19 protein-coding genes are annotated in these 21,418 nt (G+C 64.8%); 12 read left to right on the top strand and 7 right to left on the bottom strand.

Going from position 1 to position 21,418, the window contains the following annotated elements; genetic code table 11:
* Positions 1–102 precede the first annotated feature (102 nt).
* Positions 103–468: a PilZ domain-containing protein gene (locus VJ673_RS22880; protein WP_324128490.1), complete on the bottom strand. Its 366-nt coding sequence runs from the start codon at positions 466–468 to the stop codon at positions 103–105.
* A 210-nt stretch (positions 469–678) separates the two neighbouring features.
* Between VJ673_RS22880 and VJ673_RS22875 the strand changes: the two genes are divergently transcribed.
* The 6 genes from VJ673_RS22875 to VJ673_RS22850 all read left to right on the top strand — a co-directional run bounded on the left by VJ673_RS22875 (position 679) and on the right by VJ673_RS22850 (position 8,389).
* Positions 679–2,865: a type I secretion system permease/ATPase gene (locus tag VJ673_RS22875; RefSeq protein WP_414635684.1), complete on the top strand. Its 2,187-nt coding sequence runs from the start codon at positions 679–681 to the stop codon at positions 2,863–2,865.
* Positions 2,865–4,280, top strand: a complete 1,416-nt coding sequence (locus tag VJ673_RS22870) for an HlyD family type I secretion periplasmic adaptor subunit (RefSeq protein WP_324128489.1) — start codon at positions 2,865–2,867, stop codon at positions 4,278–4,280. The genes VJ673_RS22875 and VJ673_RS22870 overlap by 1 nt, the downstream gene beginning before the upstream one ends.
* Positions 4,277–4,900: a LuxR C-terminal-related transcriptional regulator gene (locus VJ673_RS22865; protein ID WP_324128488.1), complete on the top strand. Its 624-nt coding sequence runs from the start codon at positions 4,277–4,279 to the stop codon at positions 4,898–4,900. Before VJ673_RS22870 ends, VJ673_RS22865 begins: the two co-directional genes overlap by 4 nt.
* A 3-nt stretch (positions 4,901–4,903) precedes the next feature.
* Positions 4,904–5,251, top strand: coding sequence for a hypothetical protein (locus tag VJ673_RS22860; protein ID WP_324128487.1), 348 nt, complete (start codon positions 4,904–4,906; stop codon positions 5,249–5,251).
* Between the two features lie 169 nt (positions 5,252–5,420).
* A complete protein-coding gene (locus VJ673_RS22855; RefSeq protein WP_324128486.1) occupies positions 5,421–7,091 on the top strand; it encodes a retention module-containing protein in 1,671 nt (556 codons plus the stop codon).
* A gap of 74 nt (positions 7,092–7,165) precedes the next feature.
* Positions 7,166–8,389: a glycosyltransferase gene (locus tag VJ673_RS22850; RefSeq protein WP_324128485.1), complete on the top strand. Its 1,224-nt coding sequence runs from the start codon at positions 7,166–7,168 to the stop codon at positions 8,387–8,389.
* Between the two features lie 64 nt (positions 8,390–8,453).
* On the opposite strand, the gene VJ673_RS22845 is transcribed toward VJ673_RS22850, so the two are convergent.
* Together VJ673_RS22845 and VJ673_RS22840 are read right to left on the bottom strand one after the other, a co-directional pair.
* Positions 8,454–10,361, bottom strand: coding sequence for a bifunctional diguanylate cyclase/phosphodiesterase (locus tag VJ673_RS22845; RefSeq protein WP_324128484.1), 1,908 nt, complete (start codon positions 10,359–10,361; stop codon positions 8,454–8,456).
* 43 nt (positions 10,362–10,404) lie between these two features.
* Positions 10,405–11,121, bottom strand: a complete 717-nt coding sequence (locus VJ673_RS22840; RefSeq protein WP_324128483.1) for a transglutaminase-like cysteine peptidase — start codon at positions 11,119–11,121, stop codon at positions 10,405–10,407.
* 200 nt (positions 11,122–11,321) lie between these two features.
* Here VJ673_RS22840 and VJ673_RS22835 point away from each other — a divergent pair, with 200 nt between their 5' ends.
* From VJ673_RS22835 to VJ673_RS22825, 3 genes are all read left to right on the top strand, one after another.
* Positions 11,322–12,776 carry a TolC family outer membrane protein gene (locus tag VJ673_RS22835; RefSeq protein WP_324128482.1) on the top strand — a complete coding sequence of 485 codons (1,455 nt, stop codon included), beginning with the start codon at positions 11,322–11,324 and terminating at the stop codon, positions 12,774–12,776.
* Between the two features lie 87 nt (positions 12,777–12,863).
* Positions 12,864–13,712, top strand: a complete 849-nt coding sequence (gene queF / locus VJ673_RS22830) for an NADPH-dependent 7-cyano-7-deazaguanine reductase QueF (RefSeq protein WP_324128481.1) — start codon at positions 12,864–12,866, stop codon at positions 13,710–13,712.
* A 208-nt stretch (positions 13,713–13,920) separates the two neighbouring features.
* The gene (locus VJ673_RS22825; protein WP_324128480.1) at positions 13,921–14,226 is read left to right on the top strand and encodes a c-type cytochrome; all 306 of its coding nucleotides are present in this window, start codon (positions 13,921–13,923) and stop codon (positions 14,224–14,226) included.
* A gap of 83 nt (positions 14,227–14,309) precedes the next feature.
* On the opposite strand, the gene VJ673_RS22820 is transcribed toward VJ673_RS22825, so the two are convergent.
* Both VJ673_RS22820 and VJ673_RS22815 read right to left on the bottom strand, forming a co-directional pair.
* On the bottom strand, positions 14,310–15,446 hold the full coding sequence (locus tag VJ673_RS22820; protein WP_324128479.1) for an EAL and HDOD domain-containing protein: 1,137 nt from the start codon (positions 15,444–15,446) through the stop codon (positions 14,310–14,312).
* A gap of 4 nt (positions 15,447–15,450) precedes the next feature.
* A complete protein-coding gene (locus VJ673_RS22815) occupies positions 15,451–16,476 on the bottom strand; it encodes a CDP-6-deoxy-delta-3,4-glucoseen reductase (RefSeq protein ID WP_324128478.1) in 1,026 nt (341 codons plus the stop codon).
* Positions 16,477–16,497: 21 nt separating this feature from the next.
* Between VJ673_RS22815 and VJ673_RS22810 the strand changes: the two genes are divergently transcribed.
* The 3 genes from VJ673_RS22810 to VJ673_RS22800 all read left to right on the top strand — a co-directional run bounded on the left by VJ673_RS22810 (position 16,498) and on the right by VJ673_RS22800 (position 19,084).
* On the top strand, positions 16,498–17,388 hold the full coding sequence (locus tag VJ673_RS22810; protein WP_324128477.1) for an SDR family oxidoreductase: 891 nt from the start codon (positions 16,498–16,500) through the stop codon (positions 17,386–17,388).
* Positions 17,389–17,477: 89 nt separating this feature from the next.
* The gene (locus VJ673_RS22805) at positions 17,478–17,897 is read left to right on the top strand and encodes a CopD family protein (protein ID WP_324128476.1); all 420 of its coding nucleotides are present in this window, start codon (positions 17,478–17,480) and stop codon (positions 17,895–17,897) included.
* 26 nt (positions 17,898–17,923) lie between these two features.
* The gene (locus VJ673_RS22800; RefSeq protein ID WP_324128475.1) at positions 17,924–19,084 is read left to right on the top strand and encodes a THUMP domain-containing class I SAM-dependent RNA methyltransferase; all 1,161 of its coding nucleotides are present in this window, start codon (positions 17,924–17,926) and stop codon (positions 19,082–19,084) included.
* Positions 19,085–19,232: 148 nt separating this feature from the next.
* Here VJ673_RS22800 and VJ673_RS22795 read toward each other — a convergent pair whose 3' ends face one another.
* Both VJ673_RS22795 and VJ673_RS22790 read right to left on the bottom strand, forming a co-directional pair.
* Positions 19,233–20,366, bottom strand: a complete 1,134-nt coding sequence (locus VJ673_RS22795) for a PilT/PilU family type 4a pilus ATPase (protein WP_324128474.1) — start codon at positions 20,364–20,366, stop codon at positions 19,233–19,235.
* A 121-nt stretch (positions 20,367–20,487) separates the two neighbouring features.
* Positions 20,488–21,418: type IV pilus twitching motility protein PilT (locus VJ673_RS22790; protein ID WP_324128473.1), on the bottom strand; the 931-nt coding region annotated here is incomplete at its 5' end.

Here is a 21,418-nt window from a genome sequence, read left to right as displayed (position 1 = left end):
GGCAGCATTGAGTGTGTGGGGAGCAGGCATGGTGCGGTGCGATCGATGTTAATGCAACATTGTAGCATTAACATCGATCGCACCGCCCAGGGCAGGGGCGCCCTAGTGACTCAGCAGTGCACTGAATTCGCGGTGGAGCAGTTCGGGATCGCCGAGGTTGAGTTCAAGCAGGCGCCGTAGGTGGGTGATGCTATCGAGATCGATTTCACGGCACAGGAGGCCGACGCGGTCTCCCTCTGCGTGCACGACTTCACCTTCCATTCTGATCGACGTGCCGGCCTCGTCGAGTGCGACTTCGAGCAGACATCTCTTGCCTGTCGTCAGGCCGACCGGTGGCGCAACCCGCAGCAGCGCGCCCTTGAGGGACAGGTCGCATACCTCGCACGCCGTTTCTGAATCGTCGATCGAAAGGGTCGCACCGCTATGGAACTGGATCCGCGAATATTTCCTGCGCTGGAGATCGTTCATTGTCTTGTCCTTGCACGCGGCATCCTTGCCCGGGCCGCAGGTTTGTTGCATCCGCGGATTGTCGGACGATGTCATTTTTGCCGCAAGCGCAGGCACCCAACGTTTCAAACTTAGGGTGAGCAACCCGTCACGCTTTGTTACAGTAGGCCATGGGAGAATCCGCCGACGCGCGAGGCCTTTCGTGTCGATCTGGTTGGAAAAGAGAGCACTGTGGCAGAAGCATACGAACTGAAAGAATCAATCGCGCACGCTGCAGAAGGGATTGCGGGAGACGATCGCGAAGGCAGCGATGCCCTTCTCGAATGCCTGCTGCTCGTCGCCCGCGCACACGGCATTGCGACCACGCGCGACGCGGCGATTGCCGGTCTGCCGCTGCACGGCGGCCACCTCGTTCCCTCGCTGTTCGCCCGCGCCGCCCGTCGCGTCGGAATGAGCAGCAACATCGTCAAGCGGCCGGCCGAGCGACTCAACGCCGCGCTGCTGCCAGCGATTCTTCTGTTTCGCGGCGACGAAGCTTGCGTCCTGCTCGGCTGGAGTGACGACGGCCGGCGCGCTCGGCTGGTGTTCCCGGACCTCGGCGAATCGGTCGTCGAACTCGCGCGCGAGGAGCTCGAGGCGCGCTATGCGGGCTTCGCCATCTATGTCCGTCCCATGCTGCGCTTCGATGCGCGCGCGCCCGAGGTCAAGCAGGTCCGGCGCAAGCATTGGTTCTGGAGCGTGATCGGCGAGAACGCGGCGCTCTACCGCGACGTGCTGATGGCGGCGTTCATGATCAACCTGTTCGCGCTCGCGACGCCTCTGTTCGTGATGAACGTCTACGACCGCGTCGTGCCGAACAACGCGATCGACACGCTTTGGGTGCTCGCGATCGGCATCGTCGTCGTGCTGATCGGTGATTTCACGCTGCGCACGATGCGCGGCTACTTCGTCGATCTCGCCGGCAGCCGCGCCGACGTCAAGCTGTCCGCCTACATCATGGAGCGCGTGCTTGGCATGCGCATGGAAGACCGGCCGGCGTCGGCCGGTTCGTTCGCGGCGAATCTGCGCGCGTTCGAGTCCGTGCGCGACTTCATCAGTTCGGCGACCGCCGTGGCCTTCATCGACGTGCCTTTCGCGCTGATCTTCCTGGCGCTGATGCTGTGGATCGCCTGGCCGCTGGTGATCCCCTTCGCGATCGGCGTCGTCCTGCTGCTGGTGTATGCGACGACCGTTCAGGGCAAGATGCACGACTTGGCGGAGACGACCTACCGCGCCGGCGCCCAGCGCAACGCGACGCTGATCGAAGGGCTGGTGGGGCTGGAGACCGTCAAGGCGCTCGGCGCCGAAGGTCCGATGCAGCGTCGCTGGGAGAAGAGCGCCGCGCTGCTCGCACGCGTGAGCACGCAGCTGCGGATGCTGTCGGCAAGCGCGTCCAACGGGGCGTCGTGGATTTCGCAGATGGTCAGCGTCGCGATCATCATCATCGGCGCGCACCTGATTGGTGAAGGCGCACTCAGCGTCGGCGGACTGGTGGCCTGCTATATGCTGTCGTCACGGGCGATGGCGCCGATCGGGCAGGTCGCCGGGCTGCTGGTGCAGTATCACGTCGCCTCGACCTCGCTGAGTTCGCTCGACGCGCTGATGAAGCGCGATGTCGAGCGCCCGGAAGGGGCCAATTTCATCAGCCGGCAGACCTTGCAGGGCGAAATCGAATTCCGCGACGTCGGTTTCAGCTACCCGGACCAGGAGACCGCGGCGCTGCGCAACGTCTCGCTGCATATCCGGCCCGGCGAGCACGTGGCGATCCTCGGACGCGTCGGTTCGGGCAAGACGACGCTCGAAAAGCTGATTCTCGGACTGTATCGCCCGACGGCCGGCACCGTGCTGGTCGATGGCGTCGATCAGCGCCAGCTCGATCCGGCGGAATTGCGCCGCCACATCGGCTACGTGCCGCAGGACGTGACGCTCTTCTACGGCTCGCTGCGCGAGAACATCACGATGGCCGTCCCGCTTGCGGAAGACTCTGCGGTCTTGCGCGCGGCCGACATCGCCGGCATTTCGCAGTTCGCGAACGCGTATCCACAGGGCTTCGACATGCAGGTCGGCGAGCGCGGCGGACAACTGTCGGGTGGGCAGCGGCAGGGCGTCGCGATTGCCCGTGCCGTGATCGGCGATCCGTCGATCCTGCTCTTCGACGAGCCGACCGCGTCGATGGACCAGTCGAGCGAAGAAGACGTGAAGCGGCGCCTGCGCGAATACGCGCTGGGACGTACGCTGGTGCTGGTGACGCACCGGACGTCGCTGCTCGACTTGGTCGACCGCATCATCGTCGTCGATGGCGGCCGGGTGGTTGCGGACGGACCTAAAGCCCAGGTGGTCGAAGCACTGCGCCAGGGACGTATCGGGAGGGCGCTGTGATGAGCGAAGCAGGGCAGCGCGCCTTCGAGCGCATCGGCGACGTCTCCGGTTCCCTGGCGAAGCCGGCGCGGCCGATCACCGACCGGATCTTCTCGAAGCTGCTTCCGCCCGGACCCGATACCAGTCTTGACTGGACGACGGATGCCGATTGGGCCTGTCTCGAACAGGAGCCGCTGCGGGCCCGAGCCCTGTTGCGCTATGTCACGGTGGTCGCCGTGCTGCTCGTCGTATGGGCGGCCTTCGCCCATGTCGACGAGGTGACGCGCGGCGAGGCGAAGGTGATTCCGTCGTCGCAATTGCAGATCGTGCAGACGGTCGACGGCGGCGTGGTCGAGGAAATGCTCGTGCGCGAAGGGCAGGTGGTCAATGCCGGCGACCTGTTGGTGCGCATCGATCCGACGCGCTTCGTTTCGTCGCTGCGCGAGAACCGTGTCGAATACTTGGCGCTGCAGGCGAAGGGAGCGCGGCTGCAGGCACTCACCGACGGGTCTCGGCTCGACCTGCCCAAGGATGTGGTGCGCGATGCGCCGGAGATCGCCGAGCACGAACGCCGCCTCTACGACTCGAGCGTCGCCGGGATGGAGGCGCAGCTTTCGATCGCACGCCAGCAGCTCACGCAGCGCCAGCAGGAGCTCAATGAAGTCCGCGCCCGCAACGAGCAGGCGACGCGCGGCTACGAGCTCGCGATGCAGGAGCTGACCGTCACCCGTCCGCTGATGAAATCCGGTGCGGTGTCCGAGGTCGATGTATTGCGCCTGGAGCGCGAAGTGGCGCGCCTACGCGGCGACCGGGAGCAATCGGCGGCGCAGATGTCGCGCATCCAGTCGGCGATCGCCGAGGCGTCGCGCAAGATTCAGGAAGTCGAGCTGACCGTTCGCAATCAGATGCGCAACGAACTGTCGGAGACGATGGCGAAACTCGCGGGCCTCGCCGAGGGCAGCCGTACGCTGGCCGACCGCGTCAAGCATGCCGAAGTCCGTTCGCCGGTCCGCGGCACCGTCAAACGCCTGCTGGTCAATACCGTCGGCGGCGTCGTCCAGCCCGGCAAGGAGGTCGTCGAGATCGTGCCGCTTGACGACGCGCTGATCCTGGAGGCGCGGATCAAGCCGAAGGACATCGCCTTCCTGCATCCCGGACAGCGGGCACTGGTGAAGTTCACCGCTTACGACTATTCGATCTATGGCGGCCTCGAAGCCGTGCTGGAGCACATCGGCGCCGACACCGTGACCGACAACAAGGGCGAAGCCTTCTACAACGTCCGCGTGCGAACGCTCAAGTCGAGCCTCGGCGACAATCTGCCCATCATTCCCGGCATGGTTGCCGAAGCGGATATCATCTCGGGCAAGAAAACCGTCCTGTCCTATCTCCTGAAACCCGTCCTTCGCGCGAAGGCGAACGCACTGACCGAACGATGAGCCGGCAATTTTTCGTATCCACTTCCTCGGTGCGCCCTCCGCAGCGCTGGCAACAGGCCTTCCCGGATGGAATCGCGGCGGCCGAGGCCGAAGTCCGGCCGGTCGCGAATTCCGGCGATATCGTCTGGGTCAGCACGAGTGTCCCGGGCTGGGAGCGACTGGTACGCCTGCTCGCGACCTCGGAAAGGGCCTGTCCGGTCGCGGTGCTGTCGTTCGCGCCGGGCGACGACGAAGGCATCCAGGCTCTCGGGGCAGGTGCGCGCGCCTACTGCCACGCCCTGGCAGTCCCCGAATTGCTGCGCGAGGTCGCTCAGGCGGTGCGGCATGGCGGGCTGTGGGTGGGGACTGTGCTGATGAGCCGTATCCTCGGGGCCGCAGGCCGAGCCTTGCCGGCGGTTGCCGACGAGACGCTGTTGCGGGCCCTGACTGACCGCGAAGCCGAGGTCGCGCGGGCCGCCGCGACGGGCCAGTCGAACAAGGAGATCGCCGCCACCCTCGGCGTGACCGAACGCACCGTCAAGGCTCATTTGGCTGCGGTCTTCGAAAAGCTCGGTGTGCGCGACCGCTTGCAACTGGTCCTGCGCTTTTCGCAGCAGGGTGTACCGGTGGAGGCGCGATAAGCGATGATCTTCGTGAAACGCGATTCCTCCGGTGCGATTCTCGCGGTCAGCCGCGAGCCCCTCCCGACTGAACCGGGGGGCGGGGACGCGTGGCAACCGGCGCGCGGCGACGAGCCTGAGGTCGTTGCCTTCAGCCACGCCGTCGTCTCGGAGGCGAATCCGCTCGGAACCACCGACTTGGCCCTCGTGCGCGTTCTCGAGGACCTCATCGAACTGCTCGTCGATCGATCTGTGATCCGCTTCACCGATCTGCCGGCCGCTGCGCAGGCGAAGCTCAACGAACGGAGAAGCACTCGCGTCGCGATGCAGGAGCTCCGGCTGCTCGACGAGGACGGTGGGGATCTCATCTAGGCGGTGCAGCCGGACTTGTCGCTTCCGTTTCTTGCGTGATTTTTTTCACGCGACCTGTCCACCGGGCCAATGGGCCGACGAAGTTGCCTTGATTAAGCTTGCCTCAAATGGAACAAGTCCGTGACGTCTGATAGGACGGGCGTGCGGCGACCTTAAGGGAGCAAAAATCATGGCTGATCCGATTGCAATCGTCGTCGCGGTAACTGGTCGCGCTTTCATCCGCGATGCGGAAGGGAAGATCCGGCCCGTCAAGGACGGGGACTCGCTTTACGAGGGCGAGTCGATCGTCACCGAGGGCAACGGCCGCGTCGAACTGGTGACGCTCGAAGGAGACCCCTTCATCGTCGCGCAGAATCAGACCGTCAAGCTCAGCGCCGACATGACTCACGGCGGACGTCCGGACGCCGGAGACGCCCAGATTGCGTCCGGCACGATCGCGCAGGTGATCGAGGCGGTCAACCAAGGCGGCAATCTCGACGACCTGCTCGAAGCACCTGCGGCCGGTCTCGCCGGCGGTAGCGGCGGCGAAGGTAACAGCTTCGTCCGTCTGCTGCGCATCGTCGAGAACGTCGATCCCTTCCAGCTCAACTTCGGCCTCATCGCCCAAGACGAGCTCCTGCCGCTTCCGTCGGCTGTGCTGCTGACCGAGACCACGGCGACCACGCCGGTCGAAACCTTGACCGTCACGGTGACCGAAACTGTAACCGGCGTGATCACCGATACCGTCACGGGCATCGTCACTGAAACCGTGAGTGGTCTCGTCACCGAGACCGTTTCAGGCATCGTGACCGATACGGTCAGCAGCCCCGCGACCGTCACGATCACTGGTTTGCAGCAAGGCGTCGCGACGGATACGCAGACGGTCACCGGAACCGCGCTGACCGACACGGTCACGAGCGCAACTGAAACGGTGACGCTGACCGGCACCGTAACCGAGACGCAGACGGTGACGACCGGCACGGAGACGGTGGCAGTGACCGGGACGGTGGCCGACACGGTGACGACGGGTACGGAGACGGTGACGAACACCGGGACGGCGACCGAGACGCTCACCGTGACGACCGGCACCGAGACAGTGGCGGTGACCGGTACGGTGGCCGACACGGTGACGACGGGCACGGAGACGGTGACGCATACCGACACCGCGACCGACACTCACTCGGTGACGACGGGGACCGAGACGGTGGCGGTGACGGGCACGGTGGCCGATACGGTGACGACGGGCACGGAAACGGTGACGAACACCGACACGGCGACCGATACCCACACAGTGACGACCGGCACCGAGACGGTAGCGGTGACCGGGACCGTGGCCGATACGGTGACGACCGGCACGGAGACGGTCACGCATACCGACACGATTGGCGCGACACACACTGTAGAAGCAGGCACTGACACGGTTTCAGTGTCGGGCATCGTCGCCACGGAGACCGTCACCTCCGGGACCGAAACCATCACCCACCTGACCGAAACCGTGACGTCGGCGACCGAGACGGTGGGCGGGCCGACCGAAACGGTCACGGTGTCCGAGTTCACCGATACCGTCACGGTGAGCCACTTCACCGACACGGTCACGGTCACCGAGTTCACGCAAACCGTCACCACCGGCTTCACCGATACGGTCACCGGCACGGTCGAGGTGACGACGCAGGATGGACACGCCACCACGGTGGTCCAGCCGCTTGCCGCGCACGACGTGATCAGCGACGATCAGCATCTGATCGCCAATGCCGGCCAGACGAGCGGCACGAGCAGTTCGGACTTGAGTACGCTGAGCGGGTTCGATCAGGACGCGATCAACCGAATCCTGCGTAACGACACGCCGCACACGGATAACTGATCGCTGGCAGCATCGGCAGCGGATGGCGGGCGAGTCCCGCCATCCTGTTTTTGTTTTCGGAGAAACGGAATCAGATGCGGGTATTGTTTATCCACGAAGGCTTGGGTCAATTCCACACCTTGCACGAGTACCTGAACACACACGGGCTCGCCCAGTCGTGGTTCCTGTGTTCCACCTCCGTGTATCAGGCCAACAAGGACAAGGTCGCGAATCTCGTTCCCTTCCAGGTCCCGTCCGAGAACGCCAACACCTACTTCTATACCAAGAACCTCGAAGCGCGCATCCAGCGCTCCTTCCTGATCAAGAAGGCCATCTCCGAGCTCCTCGAGCGCCAGGGACTAGACCTGATCGTCGCGCACGGCTCGGGCGGATTCCCGCTGCAGCTCTTCGGCGAGTTCGACATTCCGATCATCACCTACATCGAATTCCCGTCCTTCACGCACCATGGCTGCGACCCGAAATACCCGCAGCCCGACTACGCGACCTATCGCGACAAGGTGTTCGAGATGACGAGCTATCACCAGGCGCTCAAGAGCGACCTCGTGATCACGCCCAGCGAATACGCGAAGAAGATGTTCCCGAATTGCCTGCACGATAAGATCGTCGCGCAGATGGAAGGCTTCGAGATCGGGCGCAAGCCGAGCACCTTCGCCAAACGCGACGGCTACTTCCACATCGGCTTCTCGGCGCGGGACCTGTCATCGGCCAAGGGCTTCGAGCAGTTCATCCTGATCGCGAAGGAGATCCTCAAGGTCCGGCAGAAGGTCCGCTTCGTCTTCTGCGGCGCGCCGAAAGTGCTCTACTCCTACGAGGAAGCCTTCCTGCAGTCGAACTTCGACAAGGACAACCGGCCCGAGTCCTTCATGAAGTACGTGCTCGCGCGCGAAGGCATCACGCTCGACGAAAATTCCGCCTTCCAGCACGTCAGCTTCGCGTCCTACGATGAGTTCGCGAGCTACGTCGAAGCGATGGACATGTTCCTCTATCCGCTGCAGTACGGCTCGGCCAACTGGGGCCTCTTCGAGCTGCTGTTCCGCGGCAAGGTGATCGTCGCGAGCGACCGCTGCTTCGTGCCCGAAGTCATCCGCCATCGCGACAACGGCCTGCTATGCAAGTACGAGGACATCCCCGGCTGGGTGCGGCACGCCACTGACATCCTCGATGCACCGGAGAAGTTCAGTCACCTCGGCGAGCGCGCGCTGCAGGATGCGCACGAGCGCTTCCATATCAGCAGCGTCGCGGGCCGCTACCTCAGCGCCTTCGAAATGGCGATCCGCCGCCGCCGTCTCGGGGTCTGAACGAGCCGATTCCTCGTTTTCGGGCCGAAGCCGGCAGATCTGCCGGTTTGGCCCTTCGCCGGCCTCAGCTCGGCATGCGAACCGCGCTGCCGGTCATCCCGTCGATCCCGAGCTCGGTCAACGACGCCATTTCATTTTCCTGTCGCACCCCTTCGGCGATCGTCAGCAGGCCGATCGAGTGCGCGATCACGCACAGACCACGCAGGAAACTCTGGTTGCCCTTGTCGGCGTCGATCCCGCGAACGATCGATGCATCGATCTTGAGGTAATCGAGCCCCAGTTCGTGCAGGTCGCTCATCTGCCCGAAGTGCGCCCCGACGTGCTCGACACCGACCTTGCAGCCGGTCGGTTTCAGCGCGATGCAGAAGGAGCGGAACTCATCGGTGTGGCGCAGCGCGCCGTATTCCGGCAGGTCCAGCCACAGCTGCGCCGCTTGGGCCGGGCGGCCGTGCAGGAGGCGGAACAGTTCGCTGCGGAACGCCGCGTCGCATAGCGAGGCCGACGACAGGTTGATGCCCAGCGGGTCGCCCGACACCGTGATTTCATCCAGTGCGGCCCGCACGACCGCGATGTCGAACTGCGGCAACAGCCCCAGGCGCGCCACCCAGGGCATGAAGGCACCGGCCGGCTGCCATTCCCCGGCGAGTTGCAGACGCATCGGCGCTTCGAAATGCATCAGCTTGCCGTCGCGACTCACCACGGGATAGCGGCCCAGCCGCACGCCGTTCGCATTCAGCGACTGCAACAGCGCCGCGCGCCAGCCCTGCAGATCGGCATGCAGCGGGCGCGCTTCCGGATTCTCGACGATGCGGATCGCACGCCCGCCGGCCTGCTCGGCGGTAGCGAGCGCGCCGTCGACGCGCGCCAGCACGGCCGACCGCGTCTCGCCCGCCGCGTAGCGGCTCGCGGCGATCGGAAGCGCCGTGTCCTCGCCTTCCTCCGCCATCGCCTGCCGCAATGCGTCCGCCACCTCGGCGGCCAGGCGCTCGGGATTGTCCTCGCCGGGTGCGACGAGAGCGAGGTCCGAGCCGTTGATCCGCCCGGTGTCCCAGCCGGTGTGCGGTGCTGCGACCGCGGCGAGGCACTCGGCCGTGCGCTTCAGCACGCGGTCCGCGCCTTCGCGCCCGAGCCGCTGGTTGAGTCCAGCGAGCTCTCCGATGCGCACGATCAGCAGGCTGCCGGTCGCCTGCGCATCGTCGCGCGCTACGGCCGCGTGCAGCAGGTTCATGAACTGCTCGCGGCTGTACAAGCCCGTGAGGGCGTCGTGCTGCACCTGGCGGCGCAGTTGCTCGAGACGGCCCGATTCCTCGGCGAGCATCGTCCGCACACGCACCGACAGCGCGTTCATCGCGCGCACGACGCTACGGAATTCGGTGGTTCCCGGCTCCGGCGTCGTCACGAAGCGCCGTCCCCCGATCGCCTCCGCCTGCTCGACCACCCCGTGCAGCGGGCGGGTGATGTGGCGGATGATGAGCGTGCCGGTGATGCCGGTCAGGATGCCGCCGACCAGGAACCAGAGGAGTTGCTCGACCGTACCCGTCCAGAGCGCTTCATACGCATAGCGGCTGTGGCTTTCAAGCGACAGCGTGCCGAACTGATGCCAGCCGTCCTGCACCTGTGCGACGCCGGCCGGTGCCGCGATCGGTACGAGCCGAGTGAACCAGTTCGGCGCGCCGGTGAGATCCCCCTCGTATTCGCGTTCGACCAGCACGTCGCCCTTGGGGCTCACGAGGCGGATCAGGCGATAGTGGCCCGCGTCGAATTGGGCGGCGATCTGCAACTCGACCGTCACCGGATCCTTGGGGAGTTGCGACAGCGACAATGCGAGCGACGTCGCGTTGTCGAGGTTCTTCACCCGAAGCTGCTGTTCGAGATAGTGCCGCGCCGACAGCGTGCTGACGATCAGGTTGCCCCCCAGGGCCAGGAGGGTCACGACCACGATCGCGATCCAAAGCTGCTTGATCAGTGACATTGCAAATAGTCTCCGGAAATCCTCATCGGCGGTCCTGCTGCCTTCATTGCAGCCCTTCCTGTCGCATGCGTTCGAGCACGCTTCGCCAGCGCGACAGGCGAGTCGTCGGATCGGCGCTCGAACTGCTCGAGCCCCCGACCCATAGCCCCTGGTCGTTGAAACTGAACACCGGGAAGAGGTCCGGCCGTCGAGCGGCCGGGCGGATGTCCCCGATGAGATTGTCGAGAATCAGCGGTTCGGCCTCGGGCGACGGGTAATAGCCCAGCACCATGTGCGCCTGCGATACGCCGCTGCCCGGCGCGCCGATGCTTGCGCGGACGTAGATCAGGCGCAACTTTTCTGCGGGCACGTCGAGCAGGCGCAGGCTCACGTATTTCGCGATCGCGAAATCCTCGCAATCCCCGGCCTTCTTCGCGAGCGTCTCAAGCGGCGTGGCCCAGTAATCCGGCTGATTCCAGACAACCGAGTCGTCCTCGAAGGCTGTCGTGCGGTTGATGAATGTATTCACGCGCGCCAGCCGATCCTGTTCGTCGACCGCCTTCGCGTCGGCGAGCATCCGCCGCCATGCGCTGACCGACTCGCCGGCGGCTGCGCCGTACCGCTCGCGCGCAATCTGCTGCATCCGATCGAGGTCCGGCGCTGCGATCGACAGGCCAATCATCGCTGCGCCGACCGCGGCCCATGCCCTTCGCCCCGAGACGATCGACGCCACTCGGCCGAGCAGGAAACGGAATGGGTGCGGTCGAGGCAGAGAGCGCATGCACGAAGTCGTAAGTCGATGACGGATTATCCGCCAAGCACGGTTGGCATTGGCCGAAATCGTCGTTTTCTGGCGACAAGTGTTACTTTGTTCGCGTTCTGTCACGACTCGTAACAGATAGCATTTGAGGCGAGACCTCCGAATTCATCGCATAAGGGAGGTCATTCAGGCTTGTATTGGTGCACTGCACAGGAGAAAGTATGAGAAAGTTCGCTCTCGCGGCCGCGATCGCGGCAATCGCGGCGGCACCGCTCGGGGCAGCATCGGCTGTGCCCGACGCCCTTCGGGAGGCAGCGCGAAAGGCTGTCGTGACGAACCCGGAAGTACAGGCAAGCTGGCACGTATTCCGCGCCGCGGCGGAGGATCAGGCGGTCGCCCGTTCGGGCTACATGCCGCAGGTCGACGCCGTCGCGAGCGTCGGCAGCGAGCACGTGTGGCTGCAGGGGCAGGGCAGCGACACCTTTGTCCATCGCAACGCGACCCTCGTGTTGAACCAGATGGTGTATGACGGCTTCTTCACGCGCAGCGAAGTCGCCCGTTTCGGCTATGCCAGGCTCGCCCGCTACTACGAGTTGATGGGCGCGTCCGAATCGGCCGCGCTCGAAGCGCTGCGTGCCTACGCCGACGTCCTGCGCTACCGCGAACTGGTGACGCTCTCGCAGCAGAACTACGTTCAGCACAAGCAGATCAGCGATCAGATCGGGGAGCGCGCCAACGCCGGTGTCGGACGCCGCGTGGACCTCGAGCAGGCCACCGGCCGTCTCGCGCTGGCCGAGTCCAACCTGCTGACCGAAGTGTCGAACCTGCACGACGTCAGCGCGCGCTACCAGCGCATCGTCGGCGACGTCCCCTCGACGAGCCTACCCCCGTTCGCACCTGGCGCGACCGTCGGCACGATCCCTCCGTCGGCCGGCGAGGCGCTACGCACCGCCTTCAATATCAGCCCCGTGCTGAATGCGACCGTCGAGAACGTGCGCTCCAACCAGTCGCTGATCGATTCGCGCCGCGCTGCATTCCAGCCGCGCGTGGATCTGCGCGCTCAGCAGGCTTTCGACAAGAACCTCGACGGCTTCAACGGTCGGTCGAGCGACGGCGTCGTCCAGCTGGTCGTGAGCTACAACCTGTTCCGCGGCGGCGCCGACGAGGCCAGGCTGCGTCAGGCGGGCGAATCGCTGAACCAGTCCAAGGATCTGCGCGAGCGCGCGTGCCGCGACGTCCGACAGACCGTCGCGATCGCCTACAACGATACCAATCGACTGACCGAGCAGTTGCGCTATCTCGATCAGCACCAGTTGTCGATCGAGAAGGCGCGGGAAGCCTATCGGCGCCAGTTCGACATCGGGCAACGGACCTTGCTCGACCTGCTCGACACCGAGAACGAATACTTCGAGTCGCGCCGTGCCTACGTCAATGCGATCTACGATCAAGTGATCGCCCAAGGCCGGACGCTCGCCGGGATGGGGCAGCTGATGAGCGCGATCGGCGTCGCACGTGAAGATCTGCCGTCGCCGTCCGAACTCGGTCAAGACCGTGCCGGCATCGATCCCGAAACGATGTGTCCGCCCGACGCGCCGCGTCCGCTGGAGATCGACAAGGCTGCGATCCTGTCCGAGGCGCTCAAGGCGTCCGGCGGCATGCCGCCGAAGGGCAAGTAAGCCCGGATCGGCCACTCCGCCCGGGAGCGGCACCCGAGGCCGTGGGGGAGGGCTGGTCCGGCTGCGCAATTGCTTTAGAATTCGGCAATGAGCGCATCGAAGCATTCCTCCCACGGCGCCGAACTCTCGCCTCTCGGCAAAGGTTCGGCCTACCGCGACACCTACACCCCCGAACTGCTGTTTCCGATCGAGCGACAGATCAAGCGCAGCGAGATCGGTCTTGCCGCAGACGAGCTCCCATTCGTCGGAGAGGATCTGTGGAACGCGTACGAGCTGTCATGGCTCAACCAGCGTGGCAAGCCGGTGGTCGCGATCGGCACCTTCCGCGTGCCAGCCGACTCCCCGCGGCTGATCGAATCGAAGTCGCTGAAGCTATACCTCAACTCCCTGAATCAGAGCCGTTTTGGCGACGTGGCGAGCGTGCGGAACGTCATCGCCGACGACCTTTCGCAGGCCGCTGGCGCGCCAGTCGCGGTCGAACTGCAGCCTCTCGCCGGACACCCCTTGCGGACCATCGATTGGCCGCCGGGGGACAGCCTGGACGAGCTCGATATCGACGTCGATACCTATTCCCCGTCGCCGGATTTTCTCCGCACCGGCGCCGACGGTGAGGTGAGCGAGACCTTGCATTCGCATCTGTTGAAATCCAACTGCCTCGTGACTGGCCAGCCCGATTGGGGATGCGTCGTCGTGCGCTATACCGGCCGGCCTATCGACCGCGCGGGACTCCTGCGCTACATCTGCTCGTTCCGGCTGCACAACGAGTTCCACGAGCAGTGCGTGGAGCGGGTGTTCTGCGACATCCTGCGCCGCTGCGAGCCACGATCCTTGGCGGTCTGGGCGCGCTACACCCGTCGCGGCGGGCTGGACATCAATCCCTTTCGTACCACCGGCGAGTTTGCGGCGCCGGACAACGTCGCCGAAATCCGTCAGTAACGAGCACCAGGAAGCCGTCTCGATCCGCATGTTACAGTTGCGATGTCAACGCTGGTCCCCAGCCCGGCGTTGATTGCTTGAGCCCCGTGAAACCGGCTCATGGGGTTCAGCGGAACACCTATAAGACAGCTGTCTTTCGGTGGTAAAGCGGTGATGCTTGGTTTAATATCCAGCCGGTTTCAACACCACCATCAAAAAGGAAATGAGCATGAAAGTTTTCGTTGCTGCCGCGGTTGCCGCGGGCCTTCTCTCCGCTGCTCCGGCCTTCGCCAACATGGAACTGGCCAAGGCGAAGAACTGCCTGACCTGTCACTCGGTTGACCAGAAGCTGGTCGGCCCGGCATACAAGGACGTTGCGAAGAAGTACGCTGGCGATAAGGGCGCTGCTGACCGGCTCGCCGAAAAGATCCAGAAGGGTGGTTCGGGTGTTTGGGGCCAGATGCCGATGCCGGCGAACCCGGTGACCCCGGAAGAAGCCAAGACCCTGGCGAACTGGGTCCTGTCGCTCAAGTAATCGACCTTGCGGTCGCAAAAAAGCCAGCCCTAGGCTGGCTTTTTTATTGTCCCGACCGGGCCGGGTGTCTGATCTGTCTGCGCTCAAGCCTGCAGGCTGTCGGCGAAGCCGAGCGCCCCGACCAGCGCGCGATTGATCTGCGCCGGCTCGAGTTGCAGTTCGGCGGCCTGTTTCTCCAGTTCCGCACTGTCGAAGCTCTCGCACAGGCGCGCGAGCTTCAGGAACGGTGCATAGGCACCCTGTTCGTAGAGCAGCGCATCCGTCACCGCCGCGGGCAGGTGCATTTCGTCGAGGACGCGTTGCATCGAGGTGCCGAGCAGCAGGTTCAGCAGCGAAAACGCGCCGGTGATGAACAGGTTGTCGTGTTCGGATTTCTCGAAGAAGCTTGCGCCGATCTGTTCCATGAAGCGGCCGCGCGCGACGGCCGTCTGCATCATTGCCGGCGCGCTGGGGTCGCGGCTCGCGCCGACGAGCAGCAGCGACAGCCACTTGTGCAGGTTGGCGTAGCCGAGAATGCTGACGGCGTGGCGGAAGGACTGGATCTCGCAACTCAGGCCGAAACCGGCCGAGTTGATGTAGCGGAGCAACTTGTACGAAAGCGCGACGTCCTGGCGCAACGCAGCTTCAATCTCCTTGATTTCGGCGTTGTTGCGGACGAGGTTCAGCAGCCGGACGATCTGCCCGTGACCGGGAGCGAGTTCCTTCGGCGGCGGATTGCCGTGCAGGAAGAACCAGCCGGAGGCACCGTCGTAGCCGGATTGAACCGCCTCCTGGAATCCACTCACGTTGGGGAGGCCCCAGGCGAGTGTGATGCCGGGCGAACCCGCGGGAGTCTGATGGCGTCGCCGATCCATCAGCACGAAGCGCCAGTCGCAGTCGGCCGGCAGCGGCGTGCCGGGCGAGAACCAGGTCAGACACATGCTGATGCCCGCGTCGCGCAGTTGCGGCAGCAAGGCCTGCGTTTGGGGATGCGCCAGCGCCTGCGACGGGATTTCGACCATCGCATTCGGCGGCACCTGCCACTTCATCAGGTCCGGGGTCGGCACCAGACGGCCGAGGCACACGAACACGGTGTGCTGGGTCGGCCAGATCTCGGTCAGCTCGTTGAGGGTCTCGACCACCGAGCCCATGTTGGGGCCGTGCGCGATCAGGCGGTTGGCCGTGATCGCACGGTTCTTGTTGACGACGGGTTCCCGGGTGAGGGTGGTGGTCTGGGGCATAGTCTCAACGAGCCGTGTCGGAGGCAAAGGTGAAAGCGTCTGCGAAGAACGCATCTTCCGCAAGCGCGCATTTCTCGGTCAGGTCCTGCCTGGCGGCATCGATCATCGCCGGCGCCCCACACGCATAGACCTCGTGCGACGACAGATCCGGCAGATCCTGGATGACGGCATGATGCACGAGACCGGTGCGTCCGCGCCAGTCGTCTTCCGTGGTGGCGTCCGACAGCACGGGCACGTAACGGAAGCCGGGCAGGGCGCTTTCCCAAGAGCGTGCCAGTTCATCCATGTACAGGCCCGCCCGGTTGCGCGAGCCCCAGTAGAGGGTGATCGGGCGCGTGATGCCGACGTGGATCGCGTGCTCGACGATGCTCTTGATCGGGGCGAAGCCCGTCCCGCCGGCGATCATCACGATCGGCCGGCTGGAGTCCTCGCGCAGGCCAAAGCTGCCGAGCGGACCTTCGAAGCGCAGGATGTCGCGCTCCTTCATCGTCGTGAAGACCTGTTCGGTAAAGCCGCCGCCCGGCACAAGACGGATGTGCAGCTCCATCGTTTCAGCGTTTTCCGGCGGGTTCGCGATCGAAAAGCTGCGGCGCCGTCCGTCGGCGAGCAGGAAGTCGATGTACTGTCCGGCGCGGAAGCGGAAGGTCTCGCTCGCGGGGAGCTTCGCTTCGAGAATCATCACGTCGGGGGCGACACGCGTCAGGCGTTGCACACGACAGGGCAGCTTCTTGACCGGAATGTCGCCGGCCGCCGTCACGTTGCGCGCTTCGAGGACGAGGTCCGAGCGCGCGTGGGCCTTGCAGAAGAGGGTCATGCCGGCGCGCCGGTCGGCCTCGCTCAGAGCGCTGTCCGAAACCGCCCCGAGCGCCACGTCTCCACTGACGACCTTGCCTTTGCAGGCGCCACATGCGCCGTCGCGGCATCCGTAGGGGATGACGATGCCGGCGGCAAGCGCGGCTTCGAGGATGGTCTGATCTTCGTTGGCGTCGAAGCGTTGTCCGCCGGGGGTGAGGGAAATCTGGAAGGACATCGGGCGTGAGATAATCAGGTCATGAAAAATATATTGATCGTCGGCAGCGGTGACGTGGCCCGACGCGCAATTCCATGGCTCGCGAAGCGCTTTCGTGTCCTTGCCGTCACGCGCCGCGCCGAATCCTGCGCCGAACTCCGGAGCCTCGGGGCGACGCCTCTGCTCGCGGATCTCGACGATCGCCGCAGCCTGCAGCGCCTGGCCGGCGTCGCCGATGCGGTGCTGCATTTCGCCCCGCCGTCCGAGCGCGGTGCGCGGGATATGCGTACAGCAAGGCTTCTGGCGGCCTTGGCGTGCAAGGGAAGTCTACCACAGCGACTGATCTACATTAGTACGACCGGGGTGTATGGCGACTGCGGCGGCGCGTGGGTCGATGAGACCCGCCCGTGCCGGCCGATGACGGACCGCGCACGCCGCCGTGTCGATGCAGAAACGCGCCTGCGTCGCTTTGGCGCGCGCACCGGTGCGAAGGTGTCCATCCTGCGCGCGCCGGGCATCTATGCTGCCGAGCGACTCCCGGTGGCGCGTCTGCAGCGGGGTGACCCTGTGCTGGTCGCCGATGAGGACGTCCATACCAACCACATCCACGCCGAAGACCTTGCGCGGCTCGCGTCGCTCGCGCTGTTTCGCGGCAGGCGTGGCCGCGTCTACAATGCGGTCGATGATACCTGCATGAAGATGGGCGATTATTTCGAATTCGCCGCGGATCTCTTCAGCCTGCCGCGCCCCGAGCGCGTGACGCGTGCCGAACTGGCCGCGCGGATTTCGCCGATGGCGCTGACTTTCATGTCCGAGTCCCGCAGGCTCGGCAATGCGCGGCTGCGGCGCGAGCTGCGCGTTGCGTTGAAGTATCCGACCGTGTGCGAGGGCCTGCAGGCGGCGCGCGCCGGCGGGACTGCTTTCAGCGGCTGACGCCGTATCGCCGCTGCCGCCATCGCGGCGAGCTGGCGGGCAGGCTCAGGCATTTTTTCCGATTTGAAATCCTTGCAAAGGAGTTGTCGATGCTGGTGGTGAAGGCGCTGCACATCATTTTTGTCGTGAGCTGGTTTGCCGGCCTGTTCTATTTGCCGCGCCTGTTCGTCAATCACGCGATGGTCGACGATGCCGCGACGCGCGAACGTCTCGCGCTGATGGAGTACAAGCTGTACCGCTTCATGACGCCGCTGGGCATTCTCGCCGTGGGCTTCGGTTTCTGGTTGTGGTTCGGCTTTGGCGACATGATCGCGATCGGCGGGTGGTTGCATGCGAAGACGACGCTGGTGATGTTCCTCATCGTCTATCACCTGTATTGTGGCCGCCTGATGCGCGACTTCGCGGCCGGGCGCAACCGGCACAGCCACAAGTGGTACCGCGTGTTCAACGAGGTGCCGGTGCTGGTGCTGTTCGTCGTGGTGTTCCTCGTGATCCTGAAGCCGTTCTGATTTCCAATTTTCGCTGATCCTCTTTTATGTCCGAATCCTTCTTCTCGCCCTGTCCCCGCGGCCTCGAGCCCTTGCTTGCCGACGAACTGGCCGCCGTTGGCGCGCAACACGTCGAGCCGACGCACGGCGGGGTCGCCTTTGCCGGCGACTGGACCGTGTGCTACCGCGCGAACCTCGAGAGCCGGCTCGCGACGCGGGTGATGTGGCGCATTGCGCAGGGGCGCTACCGCAGCGAGGAGGATATCTATCGTCTCGCCTACGGCCCGACCTGGGCCAAGTGGTTCACGCCGGACGACACGATCCGCGTCCAGGTGACGGCCAAGCAGTCGCCGCTGAAGAGCCTCGAGTTCATCACCTTGCGCATCAAGGATGCGGTGTGCGATCACTTCCGCACAGTGACGGGCAAGCGGCCGAGCGTCGATACCGCGAATCCGGCGATCCGTCTGCACGCCTTCCTGACGCGCGACACGGCGACGCTGTATCTCGACACTTCGGGCGAGCCGCTCTACAAGCGCGGCTTCAAGCAGGCGGCGGTCGAGGCGCCGCTGAAGGAAAACCTCGCCGCGGGCATCCTGCGGCTGACGGGTTGGCAGCCCGGTGAGACGCTGATCGATCCGATGTGCGGCAGCGGTACTTTCCTGATCGAGGCCGCGCAGATGGCCTTGAACATCGCCCCTGGGCTGGGACGGAGCTTCGCGTTCGAGCGCTTCAAGCATCTGGACCGTGCCGCGTGGGCGGCGGTCAAGCGCGCGGCGGAAGAGCGACGGAAGGCGCCGCGGCCCTTGCCGATCTACGGCTCCGATCTCGTCGGGGATCAGGTGCGCCGCACGCGCGTGAATCTGCAGGCTGCGGGGCTGGGTGCGTGCGTGACGCTGGATCGCGCCGATTTCCTGGCGCGCGAAGCGCCGGCCGCCGAGGGTGTGCTGGTGACGAACCCGCCCTACGGCGTTCGGATCGGCGAGGCCGAAGCGCTTGCCGAGCTGTATCCGCAACTCGGCGACGCGCTCAAGAAGCGCTGGAGCGGGTGGCGCTGCTATTTCCTGAGCGCCGACGCGAATCTGCCCAAGCTCATCGGCCTGAAGGCGAGCAAGCGCACGCCGCTCTTCAACGGCCCGCTGGAGTGTCGCGTGTTCGAATACAAAATGATCGCCGGCAGCAATCGACGTAAGCCTGCGGAAGAGGCCTGAGAACCGAGTTTACGGCTTCACGGAGTTCAGAGTTTGTGAAGAAATCGTAGCGAGCGGCCCGAGTCCGTTCCGAGAAGCGCAGCCGTACAAGGGTACGGCGAGCATCGCAGGGGCGGAATCGGGCCGCGCAGTAGATTTATTCACAAACTCAGACGATGTCGAGGTGCTGGATGCCGGACACCAGGTCCTTGTCGCCGTGCTTGCTGTTGAGCTTGATCTGCAGGCGCAGGTCGTTCACGGAGTCGGCGTTGCGCAGCGCGTCCTCGTAGGCGATCAGCTCTTCCTCGTAGAGGTCGAAGAGGCTCTGGTCGAAGGTCTGCATGCCGAGTTCGCGCGAACGCTTCATCACTTCCTTGATGCCCGGTACTTCACCCTTGAAGATCAGGTCGGAGATCAGCGGCGAGTTGAGCAGCACTTCGACTGCCGGTACGCGTCCCTTGCGCCCCTTGAGCGGCAGCAGGCGCTGCGAGATCAGCGCGCGCAGGTTCAGCGACAGGTCCATCAGCAATTGCTGGCGGCGGTCTTCGGGGAAGAAGTTGATGATGCGGTCGAGCGCCTGGTTGGCGCTGTTGGCGTGCAGCGTCGCGAGGCAGAGGTGGCCGGTTTCGGCGAAGGCGATGGCGTAGTCCATCGTTTCGCGGTCGCGGATTTCCCCCATCAGGATCACGTCCGGCGCCTGGCGCAGCGTGTTCTTCAGCGCCGCTTCCCAGTCCTCGGTATCGATGCCGATCTCGCGCTGCGTGACGATGCAGTTCTTGTGCTGATGCACGTATTCGATCGGGTCTTCGACCGTGATGATGTGGCCGTAGGAGTGCTCGTTGCGGAAGTCGACCATCGCGGCGAGCGAGGTCGTCTTACCGGTGCCGGTGCCGCCGACGAAGATCACCAGGCCGCGTTTCGCCATCGCGACGTCGCGCAGCACGGTCGGCATGCCGAGGTCGTCGAAGGTCGGAATCTTCTGCGCGATAGTCCGCAACACCAGGCCGACCTTGCCCTGCTGGATGAAGGCGTTGGCACGGAAGCGGCCGATGCCCGCGGGTGAGATCGCGAAGTTGCATTCCTTGGTCGATTCGAACTCGGCGGCCTGGCGGTCGTTCATGACGGCGCGGGCGAGTTCCTGGGTGTGCTGTGCGGTCAGCGTCTGATTCGACTGCGGCACGACCTTGCCGTCGACCTTGATGGCCGGCGGGAAGCCGGCGGTGATGAAAAGGTCGGAGCCGTTTTTCTGCACCATCAGCTTGAGCAGATCGTGCATGAACTTGAGGGCCTGATCGCGTTCCATTTATGGCTCCAGCGGGGATTTCTGCGTGTGGCGTGTAGCAGGTGATTATCGATCGGCGCGACGGTGCATGGAAAGCACGCGCTATCGGCAAAACGATAGTTTTCGGTAGCGGCGGCAGCGCTCAGGCGAAGTTGTCTTTGTTCTGCGCCTTCTGCTTGGCTTCGCCGGCGGAGACGATGTTGCGGCGGACGAGGTCGGCGAGGTTCTGGTCGAGCGTCTGCATGCCGACGTTCTGGCCCGTCTGGATCGCCGAGTACATCTGCGCGATCTTGTTCTCGCGGATCAGGTTACGGATCGCGGGGGTCCCGATCATGATCTCGTGCGCGGCGACGCGGCCCTGGCCGTCCTTGGTCTTCAAGAGCGTCTGCGCGATCACCGCGCGCAGCGACTCCGACAGCATCGAGCGGACCATTTCCTTTTCGGCGGCGGGAAAGACGTCGACGATACGGTCGATGGTCTTGGCGGCGGACGACGTGTGCAGCGTGCCGAACACCAGGTGGCCGGTCTCGGCGCCGGTCAGTGCGAGGCGGATGGTTTCGAGGTCGCGCAATTCGCCGACGAGGATGACGTCCGGGTCTTCACGCAGCGCCGAGCGCAGCGCGTTGTTGAAGGACAGCGTGTCGCGCGCGACTTCGCGCTGGTTGATCAGGCAGCGCTTGGATTCATGCACGAATTCGATTGGGTCCTCGATCGTGAGGATGTGGCCGTATTCGTTGTCGTTGACGTGGTCGATCATCGCCGCGAGCGTCGTCGACTTGCCGGCGCCCGTCGCGCCGCAGACGAGCACCATGCCGCGGCGCTCCATCACCAGGTTGAGCAGGACCGGCGGCAGCTTCAGGTCCTCGAACGCCGGGATCACCGAGCGCACGAAGCGGATGGCGATCGCGATCGTGCCGCGCTGGCGAAAGATGTTGATCCGGAAGTTGCCGACCTCGCGGTCGAGGGGATCGCGCGGCAGACCGCGCCCATGCCGTTCAGGTGCCGCATCACGTTCACGCGGAAGCGCGCGACCCCCGGCACCGAGTGCGCGAAGTCGGCGCCGTCCTTGTCCT

The organism is Aromatoleum sp., from assembly GCF_035254505.1.
Classification (GTDB): domain Bacteria; phylum Pseudomonadota; class Gammaproteobacteria; order Burkholderiales; family Rhodocyclaceae; genus Aromatoleum.
The sequence above is the reverse complement of the archived record's forward strand: the minus strand, read 5'-3'. Positions and strand labels throughout refer to the sequence as shown.

Excerpts from the sequence above, each read along its gene's own strand:
- VJ673_RS22855 (WP_324128486.1), top strand. The coding sequence starts at position 5,421 with ATGGCTGATCCGATTGCAATCGTCGTCGCGGTAACTGGTCGCGCTTTC.
- VJ673_RS22860 (WP_324128487.1), top strand. The coding sequence starts at position 4,904 with ATGATCTTCGTGAAACGCGATTCCTCCGGTGCGATTCTCGCGGTCAGC.
- VJ673_RS22800 (WP_324128475.1), top strand. The coding sequence starts at position 17,924 with ATGTCCGAATCCTTCTTCTCGCCCTGTCCCCGCGGCCTCGAGCCCTTG.
- VJ673_RS22805 (WP_324128476.1), top strand. The coding sequence starts at position 17,478 with ATGCTGGTGGTGAAGGCGCTGCACATCATTTTTGTCGTGAGCTGGTTT.
- VJ673_RS22835 (WP_324128482.1), top strand. The coding sequence starts at position 11,322 with ATGAGAAAGTTCGCTCTCGCGGCCGCGATCGCGGCAATCGCGGCGGCA.
- VJ673_RS22810 (WP_324128477.1), top strand. The coding sequence starts at position 16,498 with ATGAAAAATATATTGATCGTCGGCAGCGGTGACGTGGCCCGACGCGCA.
- queF (WP_324128481.1), top strand. The coding sequence starts at position 12,864 with ATGAGCGCATCGAAGCATTCCTCCCACGGCGCCGAACTCTCGCCTCTC.
- VJ673_RS22880 (WP_324128490.1), bottom strand. The coding sequence starts at position 468 with ATGAACGATCTCCAGCGCAGGAAATATTCGCGGATCCAGTTCCATAGC.
- VJ673_RS22820 (WP_324128479.1), bottom strand. The coding sequence starts at position 15,446 with ATGCCCCAGACCACCACCCTCACCCGGGAACCCGTCGTCAACAAGAAC.
- VJ673_RS22825 (WP_324128480.1), top strand. The coding sequence starts at position 13,921 with ATGAAAGTTTTCGTTGCTGCCGCGGTTGCCGCGGGCCTTCTCTCCGCT.
- VJ673_RS22845 (WP_324128484.1), bottom strand. The coding sequence starts at position 10,361 with ATGTCACTGATCAAGCAGCTTTGGATCGCGATCGTGGTCGTGACCCTC.
- VJ673_RS22870 (WP_324128489.1), top strand. The coding sequence starts at position 2,865 with ATGAGCGAAGCAGGGCAGCGCGCCTTCGAGCGCATCGGCGACGTCTCC.
- VJ673_RS22815 (WP_324128478.1), bottom strand. The coding sequence starts at position 16,476 with ATGTCCTTCCAGATTTCCCTCACCCCCGGCGGACAACGCTTCGACGCC.
- VJ673_RS22795 (WP_324128474.1), bottom strand. The coding sequence starts at position 20,366 with ATGGAACGCGATCAGGCCCTCAAGTTCATGCACGATCTGCTCAAGCTG.
- VJ673_RS22850 (WP_324128485.1), top strand. The coding sequence starts at position 7,166 with ATGCGGGTATTGTTTATCCACGAAGGCTTGGGTCAATTCCACACCTTG.
- VJ673_RS22865 (WP_324128488.1), top strand. The coding sequence starts at position 4,277 with ATGAGCCGGCAATTTTTCGTATCCACTTCCTCGGTGCGCCCTCCGCAG.
- VJ673_RS22840 (WP_324128483.1), bottom strand. The coding sequence starts at position 11,121 with ATGCGCTCTCTGCCTCGACCGCACCCATTCCGTTTCCTGCTCGGCCGA.